This is a genomic window from Actinacidiphila sp. bgisy144 (assembly GCF_057708105.1).
Genome location: NZ_JBYIRM010000047.1, coordinates 23,124 through 43,096 on the forward strand (window position 1 = coordinate 23,124; position 19,973 = coordinate 43,096).

Genomic DNA, 19,973 nt, shown 5'->3' on the forward strand with positions numbered 1-19,973 from the left:
CGGGGACGCCGGGGCGATCCGCGCCCGGGGGTGCCCCCGTCGGCCGGCGACCGACCCCGGTGGTGAAGGAGCGCTCATGCGCCCGACCCGGCGCCAGGCCAGGTCAGACCCGCCGTGGACGGGTGTCGGAAGAAGCCCGGCCTGTTCTCGCTGTAGGAGACCAGGAGCCGCTGGCCCGGGTATGGCCCGGATCATGGCGGATGCAGTTCGTGGTAGTGCGACTCCGTGTTGAGCCCTGCTGCAGAAGAAGGTGCTCAACCGCTGGGAGATGTCGGGAGGAAGCCGGGCGCTGCTCCTCGGCGGCGCTGAGCGTGTGCAAGAGGCGCCCGGCCTGACGTAAGGCCAGGCCAGGCGCCTCTGGCGCGGGGGCTAGAAGAAGCCCTGCGCCTTCGGGGAGTAGGAGACGAGGAGGTTCTTGGTCTGCTGGTAGTGGTCGAGCATCATCTTGTGGTTCTCCCGGCCGATCCCGGAGTTCTTGTAGCCGCCGAAGGCGGCGTGGGCCGGGTAGGCGTGGTAGCAGTTCGTCCACACGCGGCCGGCCTTGATCTCGCGGCCCATCCGGTAGGCGGTGTTCGCGTCGCGGGTCCACACGCCGGCGCCGAGGCCGTAGAGGGTGTCGTTGGCGAGCTTGAGGGCCTCGTCGACGGAGTCGAAGGTGGTCACGGAGACCACCGGCCCGAAGATCTCCTCCTGGAAGATCCGCATGTCGTTGGTGCCGCGGAAGATGGTCGGCTCGATGTAGTAGCCGCCCTCCAGGCCGTCGACGGTGCGGGCGGTGCCGCCGGTGAGCACCTCGGCGCCCTCCTGCCGGCCGATGTCGATGTAGGAGAGGATCTTCTCGTACTGGTCGTTGCTGGCCTGGGCGCCGAGCATCGTCGCCGGGTCGAGCGGGTCGCCGCCCTTGATGGCGCGGGTGCGGGCCACGCAGCGCGCCATGAACTCGTCGTAGATCGAGGAGTGGATCAGGGCGCGCGACGGGCAGGTGCAGACCTCGCCCTGGTTCAGCGCGAACATCACGAAGCCCTCGACGGCCTTGTCCAGGTAGTCGTCGTCGGCGGCGGTCACGTCGGGCAGGAAGATGTTGGGGCTCTTGCCGCCCAGCTCCAGGGTGACCGGGATGATGTTCTCGCTGGCGTACTGCATGATCAGCCGCCCGGTGGTGGTCTCGCCGGTGAACGCCACCTTCGCCACCCGCGGGCTGGACGCCAGCGGCTTGCCGGCCTCCACACCGAAGCCGTTGACGACGTTGACCACGCCGGGCGGCAGCAGGTCCGCGATCAGTTCGATCACCAGCAGCAGGCTCGCCGGGGTCTGCTCGGCGGGCTTGATCACCACGCAGTTGCCCGCGGCCAGCGCCGGCGCCAGCTTCCAGGTGGCCATCAGGATCGGGAAGTTCCACGGGATGATCTGCCCGACCACGCCCAGCGGCTCGTGGAAGTGGTAGGCGACCGTGTCCGCGTCGATCTCGCCGATCGAGCCCTCCTGCGCCCGGATCGCGCCCGCGAAGTAGCGGAAGTGGTCGACCGCGAGGGGCAGGTCCGCGGCGAGCGTCTCGCGCACCGGTTTGCCGTTCTCCCAGGTCTCGGCGACCGCGAGCTTCTCCAGGTTCTCCTCGATGCGGTCGGCGATCCGGTTGAGGATCACCGCGCGCTCGGTGGTGGAGGTGCGGCCCCAGGCGCCGGCCGCCGCGTGTGCCGCGTCGAGCGCGGCCTCGACGTCCGGCGCGGTGGAGCGGGCGACCTGGCAGAAGGTCTCGCCGGTCACCGGTGACGGGTTGTCGAAGTACCGGCCCTCGGCGGGCGCGACCCACTCGCCCCCGATGAAGTTGTCGTAACGGGCGGCGTAGCTGACGATGCTGCCTTCGGTGCCGGGTTGCGCGTAGGCCATGCGGGGCTCCTCGGAGGTCGCGGAGGGTACGACGGGGCCCACTGTGGCGGCCGGAGGTTGGCGAAAGGTTGGCGCGATCGGCGCGGGCCCCTCACCCCGGGCGGCCGCCCCCACTTCCGTCTATGCTCGCCGCATGCCCAGCCCGTCCGTTATATCGGCCTTGTCGGTCCCGGCCGGGATCGACACCGTCACGCGCTACCTCGACCTCGCCGGGGTCTGCTCCTGTGCGCTGCTGGGCGGCGCCGTCGCCCGCTCCGCGGGCCTGGACCTGTTCGGGTTCGTGGTCGTCGGCCTCGTCTCCGGGCTCGGCGGCGGCCTGATCAGGGATGTGCTCCTCCAGCACGGCACCCCGATCGCGCTGACCGACTACACCTACGTCGCGGTCGCCCTCGGCGGCGCCCTCGCCGCCTTCCTGATCCCGCTCAGCGAGCACTCCTGGGGCCGGCTGTTCACCGCGCTGGACGCCGCGGTGATCGGGTTCTGGGCGGTGGCCGGCGCCAACCGGACCCTGTCGGCGGGCCTCGGCTGGCTCCCGGCGATCATGCTGGGCACCGTCACCGCGGTCGGCGGCGGCGCGCTGCGGGACGTCATCCTCGGCCGGGTGCCCGCGGTCTTCGGCGGCAACGGCCTGTACGCCACCGTCGCGCTGCTGGTCGCCGCGGTCACCGTGGTCTGCGCCTACCTCGGAGCCCCCACGGTCGGGATCTGCGTGGGCGTCGCGCTGGCCCTGGTCTTCCGGCTCAGCGCCGTGTACTACGGCTGGAACCTGCCCCGTGGACCGGACTGGCGACCCCAGGCCAGACTGGCCGCACTGGTACGGCGCGACCCCCGCGGCACCGGCGGCGACGGGAACGGCCCGGACGGCAGGAACGGCCGGGACGGCCAAGGCGGCGAGAACGGCGCGAACGGCGCGAACGGCGCGGAAGACCAGGACGGCGAGAACGGCCAGGACCGAGGAGCTGAGGAGCACCCATGAGCGACCCCTCCCGCGCGGTACTCGCCGGCCTGGACAGCGCCCGCCCCGACCTGGAGGACCTCTACCGCGACCTGCACCGCCACCCCGAACTCGGCCTGCACGAGCGGCGGACCGCCGCCAAGGCCGCCGAGGCGCTGCGCGACTGCGGCTACCAGGTCACCGAAGGCGTCGGCGGCACCGGGGTGGTCGCGGTGCTCGCCAACGGCGACGGCCCGGTCGTCATGGCCCGCGCCGACATGGACGCCCTGCCGGTGCGCGAGCAGACCGGGCTGCCCTACGCCTCCACCGCCACCGTGCCCGGCGCCGACGGCACCGACCAGCCGGTGATGCACGCCTGCGGCCACGACATGCACGTCACGTGCCTGGTCGGCTGTGCCCGCCTGCTGGCCGGGGCCAAGGACGCCTGGCGCGGCACCTTCGTGGCGCTCTTCCAGCCCTCGGAGGAGAACGGCGACGGCGCCGACGCCATGGTCGCCGACGGCCTGACCGACCTCGCGCCCCGGCCCGACGTGGTGCTCGCCCAGCACGTCCTGCCCTACCCGGCCGGCTACGTCGGCACGCGCGCCGGCTCGGTGCTGTCGGCCGCGGACAGCCTGCGCGTGACCGTGTACGGCCGCGGCGCGCACGGCTCGATGCCGCAGGCCGCGGTGGACCCGGTGGTGATGGCTGCGATGATCGTCGTACGGTTGCAGACCGTCGTCTCGCGGGAGGTGGCCGCCACCGACCCGGTCGTGCTCACCGTGGGCAGCATCCACGCCGGCAGCGGCCCCAACGTCATCCCGGACCGCGCCGTCCTCCAGCTCAACGTCCGCACGTACGACGACGCCACCCGCGCCCGGGTGCTGGACGCCGTCGAGCGGATCGTCCGGGCCGAGTGCCAGGCGTCGGGGGCGCCGCGGGAACCGGAGATCGAGAAGACCGCCGCCTTCCCGCCCACCGTCAACGACGAGGCCCCCACCCGGCGCGTCGCGGCGGCGTTCAGCGCGTACTTCGGCGACAGCGCGCGGACCTTGGACCGGCAGACCGCCAGCGAGGACATGAGCGAGATCCCGAAGGCGTTCGGCGTGCCCTTCACCTACTGGGGCGTCGGCTGCACCGACCCCGAACGGTACGAGCGGGCCGTGCGGGAGGGCACCACCGCCGCGGACATCCCGGTCAACCACAGCCCGGCCTTCGCGCCCGTGATCCAGCCGACCCTCGACACCGGCGTGAGCGCCATGGCGGTGGCGGCCCTCGCCTGGCTCGCCGGGTAAGGGCGGCGGGAGCGGCCGGGGTCCGGGCGGTCAGCGGCGGGACGCCTCGACCCGGCTCACCGCGATGCCGCGCCGCACATCGCCCGGGCCGAGCAGCCGCAGCGCGTGCTCGTGCACCTGCGTGTCGTACGGCGCCCGCTCGCCGTAGCGCAGCGCGAACCGCGGGTCGGCCGAGGCGAGCACCGCCTCCCGCACCCCCACCTCCAGGTGCCCGCGCCAGGCCACCACCCCCGGCGCCTCCGACAGCGGCAGCAGCGGCCCCCGGTAGTGCTCCACCGCCGTACCGGTGTCACCGCGGCCCAGCGCCGCCAGCACCTCGACGGCGTCGCACACCACCGGCGCGGTCAGCGCGTACGTCCGCGTGGCGACCGCGCCGTCCAGCGCGTGCCGCAGCCGGGACACCTCGGCCTTGAACGTGGACGCGGTCACCGGCCGGTCGCCGTACAGCGACTCCCGCAGCCGCTCCGGGGTGAAGCCGCCGGGCTCCAGGGCCAGCAGCGCCAGCACCTCCACCTGCCGCGGCGGCAGGCGCAGCGGCGCCCCGGCCGAGGTGACGCGGGCCGCGCCCAGGCAGCGCAGCTCCACCCCCGGCCGGGCCCGCTCCGGCGCCCGGCCCCGCCCGGCCCCGTCCCGCAGCCGCGCCTCGATCGCCGACGCCAGGGTGCGGACGGTCGGCAGCGCCAGCGGGTGCGAACGGTCCCAGGTGGTGGACAGGTCCAGCACCCCGAGCACCCGGCCGTCCGGGGCGTGGATCGGCGCGCAGTAGCAGACCCAGCCGTGCAGGGCCGCGACCAGGTGCTCGGCGGAGAACACGGTGCTGGGGTGGCCGTTGCGCAGCGCCAGCGACAGCGCGTTGGTGCCCATCGCGCCCTCGTCCCAGCGCCCGCCCGGCGCGAAGTTGACCCGCTCGGCGCGGCGCCGCATCACCCGCCCGCCGCACGTCCACAGGATGGTGCCCGCCTCGTCGGTGACCGCGGCGACGTAGCCGGCGTCCTCGGCGATGCTCAGCAGCTCGCCGGCCAGCTCCGTGACCGGCCGGTACAGCGGGGAGCGCGCCCAGCGCGCGGTGCCGCCCGCCGCGGGCGGCGCGCTCTCCAGGCCCGGGTCCACCGTCGGCAGCGAGCGCGCCCACGACTCGGTGACCTCCGGCCGCACCGGCGGCGCGGGCGCCGCGCCGCGCCCGGCGGACCGCAACTGCGGCACCACCCGGGCCCATTCGTGCTCCAGCAGCGTCCGCCGCCGCTTGAGCGCACCCATCTCCGCCATCGTCATCCCGACTTCGTCGTCGTTCGACCCTCGCGCCGCCCGGCCGAGCCCGGCCCGGCGCCTCCTCTCATTCAAGGGGCGGGCCGCCGCGCCGTCGAGCCCCGCGGCCGAAATCGGGCGGCCCCGCGAGAGTGGCCCACGCCACTCCGGTTCCGGGAATGGATCACCGCGCCCGGCCGCTCAATGCAGCGGAGGGCCCGCCGACCCGCGAGACCCCGTATGACAAGGAAGTTGGACCCATGTACAAGAAGATCCTCGCCGCCGTCGACGGCACGTCCCACGGCGCGGCCGTGGTCGAGGCCGTGGCTTCCCTCGCCAAGCTGACCGGCGCGGAGGTCCAGGTCATCCACATACGGCCCTCCCAGGTCATCGGCGGCGTCATCGCCAGCACCGTGGTCCCGGTCGAGGAGACCGACGAGAGCCGCCAGGTCGTGGACGAGGCCGTGGCGCGGCTGCGCGGCGACGGCATCACGGCGGACGGCGAGGTCGACGAGGGCCTGCGCGAGGAGCTGGCGGCGATCCTCATCGACCGCGCCGAGGAGCTGGGCAGCGACCTCATCGCGGTCGGCCCCGGCCACTACAGCGGCATCTCCGGCCTGCTGCACCCGAGCGTGAGCCGCGGCGTGGCGAAGGTCGCGCCGGTGTCGGTGCTGCTGGTCCGCGGCGAGGGCGAAGCGGCGTAACGCCGCCGCGCGGTACGGCAGCGGTCGTGCGGCCCGCCCGGAGGTGTCCGGGCGGGCCGCACGTGTGCGCGCACTTGTCAGAAGGCGCTCAGGCCGTTCGGAGTGCCGTTGCCGGTCGGTCCGTCGTATCCCTCCGCGCCCGTGCACAGGTAGTCCCCGGCGCAGTTGCCGTTGGAGCCGGCGACCACGTCGTTGAGGCCGGCGGCCGCCTCGGCGGAGTAGAGCCGCGAGGCGTCGGAGAAGGCCGAGGGGTTCCCGGCCAGGGCGATCACGCCCGCGATCAACGGCGCGGCCGCGCTGGTGCCGCCCACCACGGACCACCCCGCCCGCGCTCCGGTGGTGTTGTACGTCGCGAGGCCGGTCTGCGGGTCCGCGACCGCGGAGACGTCCGCGACGGTACGGCCCGGGCAGTCGGTGTCCTGCTGCCAGGCCGGCTTCGCGAACCAGGCGGAGCAGCCGCTGCCCGCACCGCTCCACGCGGTCTCCTGCCAGCCGCGGGCGTTGCCGGCCGGCGTCAGGGAGGTGCCGCCCACCGCGACCACGCCCGGGTAGACCGCCGGGGCGGACGGCACGCCGTACCCGGAGTCGCCGGAGGAGGCCACCACGGCCACGCCCGGGTGGCTGTAGGACCCGGCGAAGGCGGCGTCCCCGTTGCGTTCCGTGCCGCCGTAGCTGTTGGACACCTCGGTCGCGCCCAGTGCGGCGGCGGAGTCCACGGCCTGGGCGAGGTCCTGCTCGGTGGGCTCGTCGGCCTCGACCAGCAGGATGTGGCACTGCGGGCAGGCCGCGGAGACCATGTCCAGGTCGAGCGCCGTCTCGGTGGCCCAGCCGGAGGTGCCCGCCGACTGCGGCAGGGGGCTCGCCGCGCCGTCCTGGTCCACCTTGCGGAAGCAGCCGTTGCCGGTGGTGCACGCGGGCAGCCCGTAGGTGGCGCGGTAGACGGCGAGGTCGGCCTCGGCGGTGGGGTCGTCGTAGGCGTCGACCAGGGCGACGGTCTGGTCGGCTCCGCCGGTGGCGGGCAGGTCGTAGGCGGACCTCAGGTCCGCCGGGCCGTAGCCCGCCGGCAGCGCCGCGTCGGCGGCTCCCGCGGCGGCCCTGGGCCCTCGCACGCCCAGGCCCCCGGAGACGTCGGTGCGGATCTGCGCCAGGCAGCGGGCCTGCCCGGCCGGTACCGCCGCGCAGGCGTTCCGCACGTCGGCCGGCAGCGTGCGCGCCGCGCCGGACGCCGGGGCGGGCACGGCCGCCTGGACGGTGCCGGCGGCGGACATCGCCAGGGCGAGGGGCAGCAGGACGGTCGCGGCGGTCCGCAGGGTACGGACCAGGCGGGTGCGGGTGGTCATCCCGGGATCGGTCTCCTTGTCCGGTGGGGCGGCGGTCATGACGTGGTGGTGGCGACGGTGTAGGCGTGCATGACCGTCTGGCTGAGGGTGTTGCCGTCGGCGTCCGTGGCGCTCACCCGGATCGAGGGGTTGGTGCCCCGGGCGGCGGCCGGATTGGTCCAGTGGGCCTGGTAGTGGCCGGCGGAGCCGGTGACGGACGCGTTCTGCCAGGTCCGGCCGTCGTCGAAGGAGACCTGGACGGCGGCGGAGGTGATCGCGGCCCGCGAGCCGGCGCCCTGGTACGCCACGTGGCCGATCTCCAGGCCCATCCGCTGGTCGGTGCGGTGGCTGGTGCCGGTGCCGTCGGTGGCCAGGTCGTCGTGCGCGGTCAGCAGCGGCAGGATCAGGCAGGGTGTGCTGTCGGACTGGCCCGCGCAGGACAGGTTCGCCGGCAGGACGGAGCCGGTGTCGGCAGCCGAGGGCAGACCGAAGGTCAACTCGGTGTGGCTGCTGGTGGACTGGCTGACGTTCGGTTCCGCGCCGGCGTCGCGGTCGGCGACGAGCCGGTAGCGGCCCCCGGGCGTGTCCTGGCCCTCGGCGTAGACGCCCGGACCGTCCTCGCTGTCCAGCAGGGTGCCGTCACGGTAGAGGCCGGCCTGGTCCACAGGCGAGGCGTCGGCGTAGACGCTGGGGTCGCCGACGTGGCCCGCGTCGCTGTCGGTCGTCTCCAGGAAAGCCAGCAGGTCGCCGCCGGCGACGCATGCCTCGCAGTCCCCGAACGGGATCGTGTCCGGGTACTGGCCCAGGCCCAGGGCCAGCGGTCCGCGTGCCCAGTCCACCGAGTAGCCGTGTCCGGCCAGCACGGATCGCTCGCCGATGAAGACCAGGTCACCGGTGAACGACTCCTGGAGCCAGTCCCCTCCGTTGAAGGTGCTCAGGTAGTCCGTGACGCGGGCGGGCATGGTCTGCGTCGCGATGGCGGAGAACGAGGCGGGAGCGTTCTGGGTGAGTTCTCCGCTGGTCACCTGGCCGTCGGCGGGGCTGGCCGGGTCGCGGTCGTAGCGGGCCGCGACGGCGGCGAGCTGCCCGCTCGTGACGTGGATCTGCTGGTCGGCGGAGACCTCGTCGGAGGCGGCCGAGTCCAGGTCGTAGCGGTAGTCGCCGGCGTCGGGCGCGTGGCCCGACCACTGTGCGTCGTAGCCGACCGCGCCGACGGCGGCCGCCGGCTGGGGGTTGACGTAGACCGGCGTGCCGTCGGTGGAGGTCACCGAGGCGGTCGGGGCGTAGGAGACCGGCGTCTGCCCGGTGGCGTCCACCCGCGCCCAGTTGGCGCTCAGGTAGTCGGCCACCGCCGGGCGGGGGGTGGCAGCGGTCACCGCCGCCGTGGCCGTGCGCGCGTCCAGGTCCTCGGTGGTGGCGCCGGACACGGTGAGGTCGGAGCGGGTGACCAGGGACTGGGCGGTGACCGCGCCGGCCGCGTCGTACGTCGGCACCAGCATGGCGGCGCTGTAGTGGCCGTCGGGCACCGCCACCTTCTCGACGCCGTCGACGACCGGAAGCACGGCCGCGAACACGGACGCGTCATCGGTGTTCGTCAGCAGGACCTCGCCGGTGGCCCCCGCGCCGGAGCGGTCCTCCGCGTCCAGGGTGAGGATGTCGAGCTTGTAGCCGTCCGACGTGGCACCGCGCAGGGCGTCCGCAGCCGTGCCCGCCGACCCGGTCGTGCCGGGCGTGCCGGTCGTTGCGGCCCTGCGGACCGAGGCCACCTGCTGGAACAGCGGAGTGCTCCCCGGCCTGCGGCCTGCCTTGACGTCGGCGCCGATCCGCTGCTTGAGCAGCCGCGCCAGTTGCCGGCCCGATCCGGCGGTGGCGTAGCCGCCGGCCGAGACGCCCCGTCCCGCCGGGGCACCGGCGGGCGCCGGGGTGGTGGACGTCAGCGTCAGCCCGGCCGGGGCGGTCGGGCTGCTGCCGGCGGCGGCGGTGAAGGACACGGTCACCGGCACCCGGTCGGCGGCCGAGGGGTCCTTCACCAGCGCGCTGACGTCGAACAGGGAAAGGTCCAACTGCCGTCCCACGTACGGCAGGGCGGACGCAGGGATCACGTACCGGTCGCCGGAGCCGTCCTGGAAGGAGGCGAAAGCGCCCGCACCGGCGGCGTGCGAGGCCGGCCGCACGGCCAGGACGTCCCGGCCGGAGGCGGTGGTGGTCACGGCGACCCGGTCACCGGTCACCAGCGTGATGTCCCGGGTACGGGAGCCGGCCATGGCCGACAGCGCCTTCGAGTCTCCCGAACCTCCCGAACCTCCCGAGGCGGCCAGCGCGGTACCACCGCCCACGACCGCGGCCGACGCCGCCAGCCCCAGCGCGAGAGCGCCTCCCACCACACGGGCCAGAACCCGGCCGCGTACCTGGTGTAAAGGGGCCGCTCTTTCCGGTTCCGGCCATCCGGCGGGCCATTCGTCCCTGTGCACTCGTGTCTCCTTCGTCGAGGTGGACTTTCACAGGGAGCTTTGTTCGGCTGGGCGGCCCGGGGAAAGTTTTATGACCAAGCTGTCACCGTGTAACAGCCGCCGGTCATTTCGGTGTGGCAGCCTCGTGCGGCACGGCCCTCACCCGACCCCAGCACGCTCAGGGAGCCACCCCGGTGCACCACCTTCTGCTCGTCACGGCCGATGCGACCTGCGACGACTCCCTCGTGGCCGTACTGCGCGCCATGGGGCACCGGGTGACCGCGGCCCACGGGGAGACGGCAGGCCCCGACCGGACCCGCGAACCGCGCGGAAGGGGCGGACTCGGCGAACCGGTCGACGCGGTGGACCTGGTCGTCCTCGACACCGCGGCACCGAATTCCGGCACCTTCGAGACATGCCGTCGAATTCAGGCCGAATATCCCGCGCCGCTGGTCATTCTCGCCACCCGGGGCAACCCGGAGGACGTCATCACCGGTTTGGAGAACGGCGCCGCCGACTATCTCGTGAAACCGGTGGGCGCGCGCGTCCTCGAAGCACGGCTCCACGCCCTGTTACGCCGCCCGGGACCCCGCCCGCGCCCCTCGGAAGGGGTGCTCGACCTCGGACCGCTGGCCGTCGACACCGCGACCCTCGCCGCGGTCCGGGACGGCACGACGGTCCGCCTCACCCCGACCGAGGCGCGCCTGCTGCTCGCACTCGCCGCCCGCAAAGGCCGGGTGATGCCCCGCCAGACCCTGCTGGAACGGGTCTGGGGACACCGTCACGCCCGTCACACCCCGGGCGACCTGCGGCTGGTCGACGCCTGCGTGGCGCGGCTGCGCCGCAAGATCGAGCCGGACCCCGCGAACCCCACCCTGCTGCTCACGGTACGCGGCACCGGCTACCGCCTGTGCCACCGGATGTGAACGGGCGCTCGTCACACGGCCGTACGGTGGCGCGCCGCCGCTAATGTGACGGCATGACGAACGCCTCCGACCTGCCCCCCGACCTCGCGGCGCTGCCCACGGCCGAGTTCGCCTTCCCGGGCCCGCTGCGGGACCAACTCGTCGCGGCGGTCCTCGACGGCACCAAGACCTCCACGACCGGGCTCGTCGCCGACTACGCGCACGAGGGCGAGGAACTGCCGAAGGCCGGTGAACGGTCGGTGGTGGTCGACTCCGCGCACCGGCCCGTCGCGGTGATCGAGGTGACCGGCGTCCGCGTCGTACCGCTGGGGGAGGTCGACCTCGCGCACGCGAGGGACGAGGGCGAGGGATACGACAGCGTCGCCTCCTGGCGGGCCGGGCACGAGCGGTTCTGGCACAGCGCGCAGATGCGCCAGGCGCTGGCGGACCCCGGGTTCACCGTCGACGACACGACGATGGCGGTGCTGGAACGGTTCCGCGTCGTGCGGGACCTGCGCCCGGCGCGGTGACGGCGGGCCGGACTTCCGCTCACGCGCCCGCGGGTGCGGGCGGGGCCAGCAGGTGCTGGACGGCCACCGCGGCGCCCCCGCGCGCCCACTCCTCGAACGGCAGCGGCCGCACCAGCAGGTCGCAGTCCGCCGCGGCGCCGAACGCGCGGGCGGCGAACGTCTGCCGGATCTCCTCCTCGTACAGGTCGTAGGAGGACACGCCCTCGCCCGAGATGACGATCCGCTGCGGGCCGACCAGGTTGGCGACCGCGGCGAGCGCCAGCCCCATCGCCCGTCCGGCCCGGGCGAAGACCGCGCGCACCTCCCGGTGACCGGCGTACGCCAGCCGCACCGCCCCGGGCATGCTCAGCTCCGGGTCGCCGGCCGCCTCCCGCGCCTGCTCGGTGATCGCGCGGGAGGAGGCGACGGCCTCCACGCAGCCGGTGTTGCCGCAGGTGCACACCCGGTCGGTGCCGCCCAGCGCCAGGTGGCCCAGCTCGCCGGACACGCCGTACGCCCCGGACACCACCCGTCCGCCGACCGACAGGCCGCAGCCGATCCCGGCGCCGACCGTGACCAGGGCGAACGAGGAGAGGCCGACGCCCGCGCCGAACCACTGCTCGGCCACCGTCAGCGCGCGCACGTCGTTCTCGACCAGCACCGGTATCCCCGTGGCGGCGCCGACCAGCGCGGCGAGCGGGACCTGGCGCCAGTCGAGGAAGGGGGAGTAGCGCACGGTGCCGCCGCGGGCGTCGACGTCCCCGGCGAGGGTGACGCCGATGCTGTGCACGTCGCCTCGGCCGAAGCCCGTGCCGTCCGCGCGCAGGCGCGCCACCAGCCGGGCGAGGTCGGCGACCACCGTCACCACGTCGTGCGAGCGCAGGTCGGTGCGTCCGGTCGCCAGCGGGCGGGCGGTCAGATCGGTCAGGACGCCGATCAGCTCGTCCGCGGTGACCTTCACGCCCACGAAGTGGGCGCGGTCCGGGCGCACCGCCAAGGGGGTCGCCGGGCGGCCCGACGCGCGTTCGCCTGTCGGCGGCTGGACCGGGCCGCCCAGTTCCGTCAGCCAGCCGTCCGCCAGCAGCGGGCTCGCTACTTTCGTCACGGCGCCCGGGGACAGGCCGGTGCGCCGTCCGATCTCCGCCCGCGTCAGCGGGCCTTGCAGCAGGGTGCGCAGCACCAGTGACGCGGCCGGCGGCTGGCCATCCAGAGGCATGACCCGCACCTTACATTTCCTGCGGCAAGAAATCCCTCCGGGGGTGGGGGCCGCTGCGGGGGTTCGCCGTTGGGGGGTGCGGATTCGTTGCCGGGTTGCTGGCCGGTGGTCTGCTGGGCGCGCAGTTCCTCGCGCCCCTTGCGGGGGTGCGGTGCGCTGCTGGGTGGCGGGTCGGTGGTCTGTTGGGCGCGCGCTTGCTCGCGCCCTTGGCCGGGGTGCGGGGCGTGTTCGCGGCTCTTGGCCGGCGGGAGGGTATGTTGACGGTGGAAGGAAAGGGTCGTTAGATTCGCGGGGTCGTGGAGTGCTGGATCGCAGGGAGGAGCCCTCGCATGGCTGACTCATCGGCGCGGGTGGTCGCGTTGCGAGCTGCTGGGACGAGCTTGGTCGTGGAGATGACGGAGCCGGTCCCGAGGGTGCTGCACTGGGGTGCGGATCTGGGGGAGCTGTCGGACGCGGAGTTGGGGGCGCTGAGTCTGACGGGTGAGGCCGCGGTGCTGAACAGTTCGATCGACTGCGGTCGGCGGTTCACGGTGTGGCCGACGGAGGCCGAGGGGTGGTCGGGTACGCCCGCGCACTTCGGGCACCTGGACGGGGGCGCGGGGGCGCCGCGCCTGGCGACGTCGCGGGTGGAGCACCGCGCGGACCCCCGCGGTGGCGGCGAGGTGCGGATCGAGCTGGCCGACACCGGCGCGGGTGTGGACGTCGCGCTGACCTACCGGCTGGAGCCGTCGGGCGTGCTGGGGGTGTCGGCGGAGCTGACCCGGCGCGCCGCGGTGGACGCGGACCCGGCACCGTACGACCTGGGGCAGGTCGTGACCCTGCTGCCGGTGCCGCGCCGGGCGAGCGAGGTGCTGGACTTCACCGGCAAGTGGAGCCGTGAACGGTCCCCGCAGCGCCGGGAGTTGGCGCACGGCACGTACGCACGGGAGGTGCGGCGGGGCAAGCCCGGGCTGGACTCGCCGTATCTGCTGGCGGTCGGCACCCCGGGCTTCGGGTTCCGGTCCGGCGAGGTGTGGGCCGTGCACGTGGCCTGGAGCGGTGACCAGCGCTTCCTGGTGGAGCAGTTGCCGGAGGGCGCGGGGGTGCACGCCTCGGCGCTCGGCGGGGGCGAGCTGCTGCGGGCCGGTGAGGTGCGGCTCGCACCGGGGGAGAGCTACCGGACACCGGTGAGCTGGTACGCCTGGTCCGCGGCCGGGCTGGACGGCCTGGCCGACCGCTTCCACACGCTGCTGCGGGCCCGCCCGCAGCACCCGTCCCGGCCCCGCCCGCTGGTCCTCAACAGCTGGGAGGCCGTCTACTTCGACCACGACCTGGACCGCCTGCTGCGGCTGGTGGACAAGGCCGCGGAGGTCGGTGTCGAGCGGTTCGTGCTGGACGACGGCTGGTTCCTCGGCCGCCGCGCGGACAACGCCGGGCTCGGCGACTGGCAGGTGGACCCGGCGGTGTGGCCGCGGGGGCTGTCCCCGCTGGCGGACCATGTCCGGGCCCGCGGCATGGAGTTCGGGCTGTGGTTCGAGCCGGAGATGGTCAACCCCGACTCCGAGCTGGCCCGTGCGCACCCGGACTGGGTGCTCGGCCCGGCCGCCGGCCGCGGCCCGACCTCCCGCAACCAGTACGTCCTGGACATCACCAACCCCGACGCGTGGGCGTACCTGCTGGACAGCATCGACACGCTGGTCACCGCCTACGGCATCGCGTACCTGAAGTGGGACCACAACCGGGACCTGCACGAAGCCGTGCACGGCCCGGCGGACCGCCCGGTCGCGCACGCCCAGGTGCGCGCGCTGTACCGGCTGCTGGACACCCTCAAGGAGCGGCACCCCGGGCTGGAGATCGAGAGCTGCGCCAGCGGCGGCGGCCGGGTCGACCTGGGGGTGCTCGCGCGCACCGACCGCGTCTGGGCCTCGGACTGCAACGACCCGGTGGAGCGGCAGTCGATCCAGCGCTGGACCGGGCAACTGCTGCCCCCCGAACTGGTCGGCGCGCACTTCGGCCCGTCGCCGGCGCACACCACGCACCGCGAGACGGACGTCTCCTTCCGGCTGGCCACCGCGCTGTTCGGGCACGCCGGCATCGAGCAGGACCTGACGTCCTGCACCGGCGAGGAGCTGGCGCGGATCACCGCCTGGACGGCGATGTACCGGGAGCTGCGCCCGCTGCTGCACGGCGGCCGCACCGTACGGGCCGACCTGACCGGGCCCGGCGACGCGCAGCGGGAGGCGCGGCTGCTGCACGGCGTCGTGGCGTACGACGGTTCCGCGGCGCTGTACTGCTGGGCGCGCACCGCGACGTCCACCGAAGCGCAGTACGGCCGGGTGCAGTTGCCCGGGCTCGCCGCCGACGGGAGCTACGAGGTGCGGGTGCGCACCGAGCTCGGGCTGCCGTCGCTGCACCAGACCGGCGGCCCGGCCTGGCTCACCGAGGCGCTGGCGGGCTGGGTACGGCTGCCGGGCGCGGTGCTCGCCGAGGCGGGCGTGCCGCTGCCGACCCTCAACCCGGGCCAGGCGCTGCTCCTCGAGGTGCGCCGGGCGGCGTGACCGGCCCCGGCCGGGGCACGGGCGCCCGGCGATGTGCCAAGGCCGCCCCGCGGCGCGCGCGAAACGCTACCGTGAGGGCGGGACCTTGGGGGAGATGTGTCGGTCTGGACGTTGTGCGGGCCGGAGGACGGCCCGCCCCGGTCACCGGTGCGCGAGCACCCTGACGGCGAGTTCGACCGCGCCCGAACCGGCGGCGGTCGCGGCGCCGTACACGGCGGCCTGGACGGCGAGGCCGCCCAGGCGGCGTCCGAAGCGGCGGAAGCGGAAGCGGAAGCTGAAGCGGGATCGGTCCGGTACGTGCACGGTGTGCCTCCCGTGGTCGGCCGGCGCCCACGCGGGTGCGGAGCGCTCGGGCCCCATCAGGCCCGACACGCCGCCTGGCCGCCGGGCCCGGGCGGGCCGACCCGGAGCGTTCCGGGCGCCCGCCAGGCCGGCAGCCGGCACTCCGGCTCCCGCGGCCCGGGTCCGGTCCGGGGTCCGCACGACCCGGGAACCGGCCGGTGAACGACCGGCCGGCCCCCGGCGCCGAGGCGTGGACGGCCGCCCTGCACCACCTGTGGGAGGCGTCCGGCCGCACCGGCTGGGCGTCGATCGACCGCGCGGTCAACCGCAGGACCGGTGAGCCCGCTCCGGGCCGGCCCGCTGCGCGCCCGCGCCGGACCGTGTCGGAGTCGACCTGGTACGGCTGGCTCGAAGGCACTTACGTCCCCCGGTCGTTCGAGACGCTGGCCCCGGTCCTCGACTTCCTCGCCGAGCGCGCCGAACGGCACACCCCGGGCTTCCGGCGGCGGCCGCGTGCGTCGTGGGAGCGCCTGTGGCGGGCCGCCCGCGCCGGGCGGCGCCCGCGCACCGCCGGCCCGGACCCCGCCCGCGCCCCGGCCGACCCCCGGCTCCATCTCCCGGCGGAGTACCTCGCCCGCCTCGACCTGCACGAACGGGCCGTTGCCGCGGTGGGCGCCGCGGACCCCGGGGCCGAACCGCCGCCCCGCACCCCCGTGGTGGCGCTCGTCGGCATGGGCGGCGCGGGCAAGTCGGTGCTCGCCCGGGCGGTGGCCCTCGACCCCCGGGTCGCGCGGCGGTTCCGGGACGGCGTCCTGTGGCTGCCGGCTGACGGCCGGTCCGCCGACGCCTGCCGGGGCGAACTGCTCGCCGCGCTGGACGAGCCCGCCACCGGCGCCGATCCCGCGGCCGGACTGCCGGCCCTGCGCGACCGGCTCCGCACCCTCGACTGCCTCGTGGTCGTCGACAACGTCACCTCGGCCGAACAGCTCCTGGCACTGGACGTCTTCGGCCCCGGCAGCGCCCTGCTGACCACCACCCGCGACCTGGAGACGGTGCCGCACAGCTGCCGCCCGATCCTGGTGGAGACACTGCCGGCCGAGCCCGCCCGGCACCTGCTCGCGGCCTACGCGCGGGTCGCACCGGACGAACTGCCCGGCGCGGCCGGCCAGGTGCTCGGCCACTGCCGCGGGCTGCCGCTGGCACTGGCGATCTGCGGGGCGATGGCCGCCGAGGGCCGCAGCTGGACCGGACTGGCGGACGCGCTCGACCGGCCGCGCCCGGACGCGCTGGTCAAACAGTTCCTCGACTACCGGCACGGCTCGCTGACGGCCGCGATCAGGGCGAGCACCGACGCCCTGCCGGAGGTGGTCCGGGCCTGCTACGAGGACCTCGCGGTCTTCGCCGCACGCGGGCCGGTACCGGTCGCGGCCGTGGAACTGGTGTGGCGGCACCGCGGACTGGACGACGCCGATGTGCTTTCCGCCGTCGAACTGCTCGCGCGCCGCTGCCTGCTGACCCACCGCCCCGAGGACGGGACGGTCCTCCAGCACGACCTGCTCCAGGACCACTCCTGCCACGCGGCACGGCGGCGGCGGGCGGAGCTCCACGACCGCCTCGCCGCCGACCTGGCCCGGCGCTGGGGCGGACTCGACAAGGGGCTGCCCGGCCTCGCCCACCCGGTCCCGGCCGACGACCTGGACCGGTACGCCCTGGTGCACCTGGGCGGGCACTTCGCGGCGGCCGGCCGGGCGGACCTGCTGCACCGGCTGCTGGCCGCCGCGTCCGGTGCGCACGGCGGCACCAACACCTGGTTCGCCGCCCACGACCGCGCGGGCCTCGTCCGCGAGTACCTCGCCGACCTCGAACGCGCGCGCGGCCTCGCCGCGTCCGCGACCGACCGCGCCGATCCCGGCGCCGGCCAGGACGCCGGGATGGCCCTGGAGATCCGCTACGAGCTGATCCGCAGCTCGATCGTGACCCGTGCGGCCACCGTGCCCGCCGCCCTCCTGGTAGCCCTGGTGCGGCAGGGCGTCTGGACGTTCCGGCAGGCGGAGGCATACACCGGCCTCATGCCCGACCCGGTGCAGCGCTCCGAGGCGTACCGGCGGCTGGCCGCGGCGACGGGACTGCCGCCGCGCCGGCGCGCCCACCTCCTCGGGCTCGCGATCCGGGCCGCTGAGCGCATCCCTGCGCCCGTCCAGCGGACCAACGCGCTGATCCGGCTGCTGGGCCTGGTCGACGACGCGGCGCGCGAGGCGCTGTTGGAGCGCGCGCTGGCGGCGGCCGACGCCGACCGGCAGCGCTCCGGGGAGATCCGCGCCGCGGTCTTCGCGGCGGCGAGCCCGTGGTTCCCGGAGCGGGCGCAGCGCGAACTGCTGGCAGGCCTGCGGCAGGGCGAGGACCGCCACCACTTCCGGGAGGTGCTGCACGCGGCGCTTCCGGCACTGCCGGAACTCCTGGGCGACGTCCTGGAGGTGGCGCGCACGGGCGACGGCTTCCACGAACGGACCCAGGCGCTGCGCGCGGCCCTGCGGGTGGCGGCGCCCGACGTCCGGGAGCAGCTGATCGCGTGGCGGCTCACCGCCGAGCGGTCCGCGCCGGAACTCAGGGGCGGGCGCGGCCTGGTGGCGGAGGAACTCGCCCCCTACCTGGGGCCCGGGGAACTCACGGACCTGGTCGACCGCGAATTGCCCGCGGCCAACGCGCACGCCGCGGCCGCCATCCTGGCCGCCTCGATCCCCCGCTTGACCGGCCCCCGCCGGGACCCGCTCGTCACGAAGGCGACCGCGTTGCTGCGCGCCGGGAAACCGGAGACCCGGCACCGGCGCTGGACGGCGCTGGTCCGCGCGCTGCCCGAGCCCGAGCGCACCGCCGTGCTGGAGGAGCGCGTCGACGACCTGTTCCGCACCGCGCCCGCCACCGCGGTGGACGTGGTGGCCGCCTGCGCCTCCTTCGCGTCCGGCCGGCTCCTGCGCCGGGCGGCGGCCCATGTCCTGGCGGACGGTACGTCGGACGGGACCCTGGAACTCCTCGCGCCCCACCTGACGCGGGACGAACTCGCCGGCTGCCTGTCCTCGGCGCGGCGCGGCAGCCGGCCCGACACGTGGTCACGCCGGCCCGCCGTGTGGGCGCGGGCGCTGGCGCGGCTGACCCCCGGCCGGCCGCCCGAGGTCCAGCTGCGGATGCTCGGCGAGATCGCCGCGCTGGTCGACGGTGACGAACTGGCCGCGCTCCTGTACGAGTTGGCGCCCCGTCTGGACGCCGCCGCGCTCGGCGCGGCTGCCCGGGCGGTTCCCGCGGCGGCGGACGCCCGGACTACGGCGCTCGTGCTCGCCCGGCTCGCCGCACGCGCGCAGGACCCCGACGACCGCGCCGCGCTGCTGCGCCGGGCCCGCGAGGCGGCGTACCGGGGGGACCGGGAGGGCGTCCAGCGTCCGGTGCTCGCGCGGGCCACGACACCGGGGGAACTGCTCGCTGCCCTCGGCCCGGGCCCGTCCGACCGCGGCGGCAGGTCCCGGCAGTCCCCGGGGCCCGGCCGGTTGTCGGACGCGCAGGCCGAAGCGGCGCTGGGGGCCGCCCGTGCGATCCACGACGTGTGCGACCGGGCGTGCGCCCTCGCCGCGCTCGCCGGGAAGGCCGCCCCGGACCGGGCGGGCGCGACGCTGCACGAGGCACTGGCCACGGTCCTCCTGCCGCACGGACACGTCGACGCCGTGTACTGCCCCGGGTTGGACGTGGTCCGGGAGGCGGCCGAGCGGTGCTCCGGCGCCGCTTCGCCCGACCGCACGTTCGCCGCGTACGCGGCGCTGCTCGACCCCGGCAACCAGGTCTGGCGGCTGGCCCAACTGGGCTGCCTCCTCGCCCTTGTGCCCGCCTCGCAGTGCCTGCCGGCCGTCGCCGAGACCCTGGAGCGCCTGGCGGAGGAGGACATCGGCGCGGAGTACCACGACGACGCGGAAGGGCAGTTGCTCGGCGCGCTGGACGCGGTCGGGCCGCACCTTGACGACGCGGCCCGGCGGCAGGCGCTGCGGGTGGCCCGGAAGCTGTCGCCGGAGGGGGAGACCGAGGCGTACGCCTTGCTCGCCGCGACCGCCGAGCCCCTCGCGCGCGCCGAACTGCTGGCGATGGTGACCGGCAGGCTGCGTGAGCAGACGGCCGTGCTGGACCACTACACGCTGGTCCGGATCATTCCCTGGCTCGGGGAGCGGGACGCCGCCGACCTCGTCGGCCGGCTCCTGCGCCGGCGCGCCGCCGACAGGCGGTGGCTCGGGTCCTTCCCGTACACCGTTGCCGCCCTCGCGCCGCACCTGACCCCCGCGCTCCTCGACCAGATCGCGGGCGTCGTCGCCCGCCACCCCGTCTTCTCCGAACGGGCCGAGGCGCACGCGGACCTCGCGCTCGCCGCGTCCACCGTCCGGCCCGAACGCCGGCCCGCCTTCTGGCGTGCGGCGGTCGCGGACGCCGCCGCGGTCGGCCGGTCCGCGCTCCTCGGCCTGATCGCGCGGCTACCGCTCGACGGCCGGCCGGAGCTCACCGCGCCCCTGCTGGCCGCCGTGCTCGACGTGCGCCGCTGGTGGCCCGACGGCCACCCGGCCGACCCGCCGCCAGGTCCGAACGAAGCGGCCTAGCACAGGCGTTGAGGTGGACGGCGCCGCCCTGCGCACGGCAGGTGCACGATCCCCGTACGGTC

13 protein-coding genes are annotated in these 19,973 nt (G+C 75.4%); 7 read left to right on the forward strand and 6 right to left on the reverse strand.

The window, feature by feature from the left end; translation table 11 throughout:
- Window positions 1-369 precede the first annotated feature (369 nt).
- On the reverse strand, window positions 370-1,887 hold the full coding sequence (gene adh, locus AC3EVP_RS34250) for an aldehyde dehydrogenase (RefSeq protein ID WP_335980202.1): 1,518 nt from the start codon (window positions 1,885-1,887) through the stop codon (window positions 370-372).
- Window positions 1,888-2,020: 133 nt separating this feature from the next.
- Here adh and AC3EVP_RS34255 point away from each other — a divergent pair, with 133 nt between their 5' ends.
- Window positions 2,021-2,863: a trimeric intracellular cation channel family protein gene (locus tag AC3EVP_RS34255; RefSeq protein ID WP_435136977.1), complete on the forward strand. Its 843-nt coding sequence runs from the start codon at window positions 2,021-2,023 to the stop codon at window positions 2,861-2,863.
- Window positions 2,860-4,116: a M20 family metallopeptidase gene (locus tag AC3EVP_RS34260; RefSeq protein ID WP_435136980.1), complete on the forward strand. Its 1,257-nt coding sequence runs from the start codon at window positions 2,860-2,862 to the stop codon at window positions 4,114-4,116. Before AC3EVP_RS34255 ends, AC3EVP_RS34260 begins: the two co-directional genes overlap by 4 nt.
- Before the next feature lie 30 nt (window positions 4,117-4,146).
- Here AC3EVP_RS34260 and AC3EVP_RS34265 read toward each other — a convergent pair whose 3' ends face one another.
- Complete coding sequence (locus AC3EVP_RS34265) at window positions 4,147-5,388, reverse strand: AfsR/SARP family transcriptional regulator (RefSeq protein WP_435136983.1); 1,242 nt, start codon at window positions 5,386-5,388, stop codon at window positions 4,147-4,149.
- 233 nt (window positions 5,389-5,621) lie between these two features.
- On the opposite strand from AC3EVP_RS34265, the gene AC3EVP_RS34270 reads away from it, so the two are divergent.
- Window positions 5,622-6,065 carry a universal stress protein gene (locus AC3EVP_RS34270; RefSeq protein WP_435136986.1) on the forward strand — a complete coding sequence of 148 codons (444 nt, stop codon included), beginning with the start codon at window positions 5,622-5,624 and terminating at the stop codon, window positions 6,063-6,065.
- A gap of 77 nt (window positions 6,066-6,142) precedes the next feature.
- Here the strand turns inward: AC3EVP_RS34270 and AC3EVP_RS34275 are convergent, their stop codons facing one another.
- Both AC3EVP_RS34275 and AC3EVP_RS34280 read right to left on the reverse strand, forming a co-directional pair.
- On the reverse strand, window positions 6,143-7,444 hold the full coding sequence (locus AC3EVP_RS34275) for a S53 family peptidase (protein ID WP_435136989.1): 1,302 nt from the start codon (window positions 7,442-7,444) through the stop codon (window positions 6,143-6,145).
- Entirely contained in the window at window positions 7,441-9,768 is a 2,328-nt protein-coding gene (locus AC3EVP_RS34280; protein ID WP_488179845.1) for a hypothetical protein, read from the reverse strand. The genes AC3EVP_RS34275 and AC3EVP_RS34280 overlap by 4 nt, the downstream gene beginning before the upstream one ends.
- A 260-nt stretch (window positions 9,769-10,028) precedes the next feature.
- On the opposite strand from AC3EVP_RS34280, the gene AC3EVP_RS34285 reads away from it, so the two are divergent.
- A complete protein-coding gene (locus AC3EVP_RS34285; protein WP_435136995.1) occupies window positions 10,029-10,760 on the forward strand; it encodes a winged helix-turn-helix domain-containing protein in 732 nt (243 codons plus the stop codon).
- Between the two features lie 53 nt (window positions 10,761-10,813).
- Window positions 10,814-11,269: an ASCH domain-containing protein gene (locus AC3EVP_RS34290; protein ID WP_335980213.1), complete on the forward strand. Its 456-nt coding sequence runs from the start codon at window positions 10,814-10,816 to the stop codon at window positions 11,267-11,269.
- Window positions 11,270-11,288: 19 nt separating this feature from the next.
- Here AC3EVP_RS34290 and AC3EVP_RS34295 read toward each other — a convergent pair whose 3' ends face one another.
- Complete coding sequence (locus AC3EVP_RS34295) at window positions 11,289-12,464, reverse strand: ROK family transcriptional regulator (protein WP_435136999.1); 1,176 nt, start codon at window positions 12,462-12,464, stop codon at window positions 11,289-11,291.
- A 329-nt stretch (window positions 12,465-12,793) separates the two neighbouring features.
- Here AC3EVP_RS34295 and AC3EVP_RS34300 point away from each other — a divergent pair, with 329 nt between their 5' ends.
- Window positions 12,794-15,001 (forward strand): alpha-galactosidase, encoded by a 2,208-nt coding sequence (locus AC3EVP_RS34300; protein ID WP_435137002.1) that lies wholly within the window; start codon window positions 12,794-12,796, stop codon window positions 14,999-15,001.
- Window positions 15,002-15,142: 141 nt separating this feature from the next.
- On the opposite strand, the gene AC3EVP_RS34305 is transcribed toward AC3EVP_RS34300, so the two are convergent.
- Window positions 15,143-15,304, reverse strand: a complete 162-nt coding sequence (locus AC3EVP_RS34305; protein WP_435137005.1) for a hypothetical protein — start codon at window positions 15,302-15,304, stop codon at window positions 15,143-15,145.
- A gap of 197 nt (window positions 15,305-15,501) precedes the next feature.
- On the opposite strand from AC3EVP_RS34305, the gene AC3EVP_RS34310 reads away from it, so the two are divergent.
- On the forward strand, window positions 15,502-19,911 hold the full coding sequence (locus tag AC3EVP_RS34310; RefSeq protein WP_435137008.1) for an NB-ARC domain-containing protein: 4,410 nt from the start codon (window positions 15,502-15,504) through the stop codon (window positions 19,909-19,911).
- Window positions 19,912-19,973: the final 62 nt, after the last annotated feature.

Excerpts from the sequence above, each read along its gene's own strand:
- adh (WP_335980202.1), bottom strand. The coding sequence starts at position 1,887 with ATGGCCTACGCGCAACCCGGCACCGAAGGCAGCATCGTCAGCTACGCC.
- AC3EVP_RS34255 (WP_435136977.1), top strand. The coding sequence starts at position 2,021 with ATGCCCAGCCCGTCCGTTATATCGGCCTTGTCGGTCCCGGCCGGGATC.
- AC3EVP_RS34260 (WP_435136980.1), top strand. The coding sequence starts at position 2,860 with ATGAGCGACCCCTCCCGCGCGGTACTCGCCGGCCTGGACAGCGCCCGC.
- AC3EVP_RS34265 (WP_435136983.1), bottom strand. The coding sequence starts at position 5,388 with ATGACGATGGCGGAGATGGGTGCGCTCAAGCGGCGGCGGACGCTGCTG.
- AC3EVP_RS34270 (WP_435136986.1), top strand. The coding sequence starts at position 5,622 with ATGTACAAGAAGATCCTCGCCGCCGTCGACGGCACGTCCCACGGCGCG.
- AC3EVP_RS34275 (WP_435136989.1), bottom strand. The coding sequence starts at position 7,444 with ATGACCGCCGCCCCACCGGACAAGGAGACCGATCCCGGGATGACCACC.
- AC3EVP_RS34290 (WP_335980213.1), top strand. The coding sequence starts at position 10,814 with ATGACGAACGCCTCCGACCTGCCCCCCGACCTCGCGGCGCTGCCCACG.
- AC3EVP_RS34295 (WP_435136999.1), bottom strand. The coding sequence starts at position 12,464 with ATGCCTCTGGATGGCCAGCCGCCGGCCGCGTCACTGGTGCTGCGCACC.
- AC3EVP_RS34300 (WP_435137002.1), top strand. The coding sequence starts at position 12,794 with ATGGCTGACTCATCGGCGCGGGTGGTCGCGTTGCGAGCTGCTGGGACG.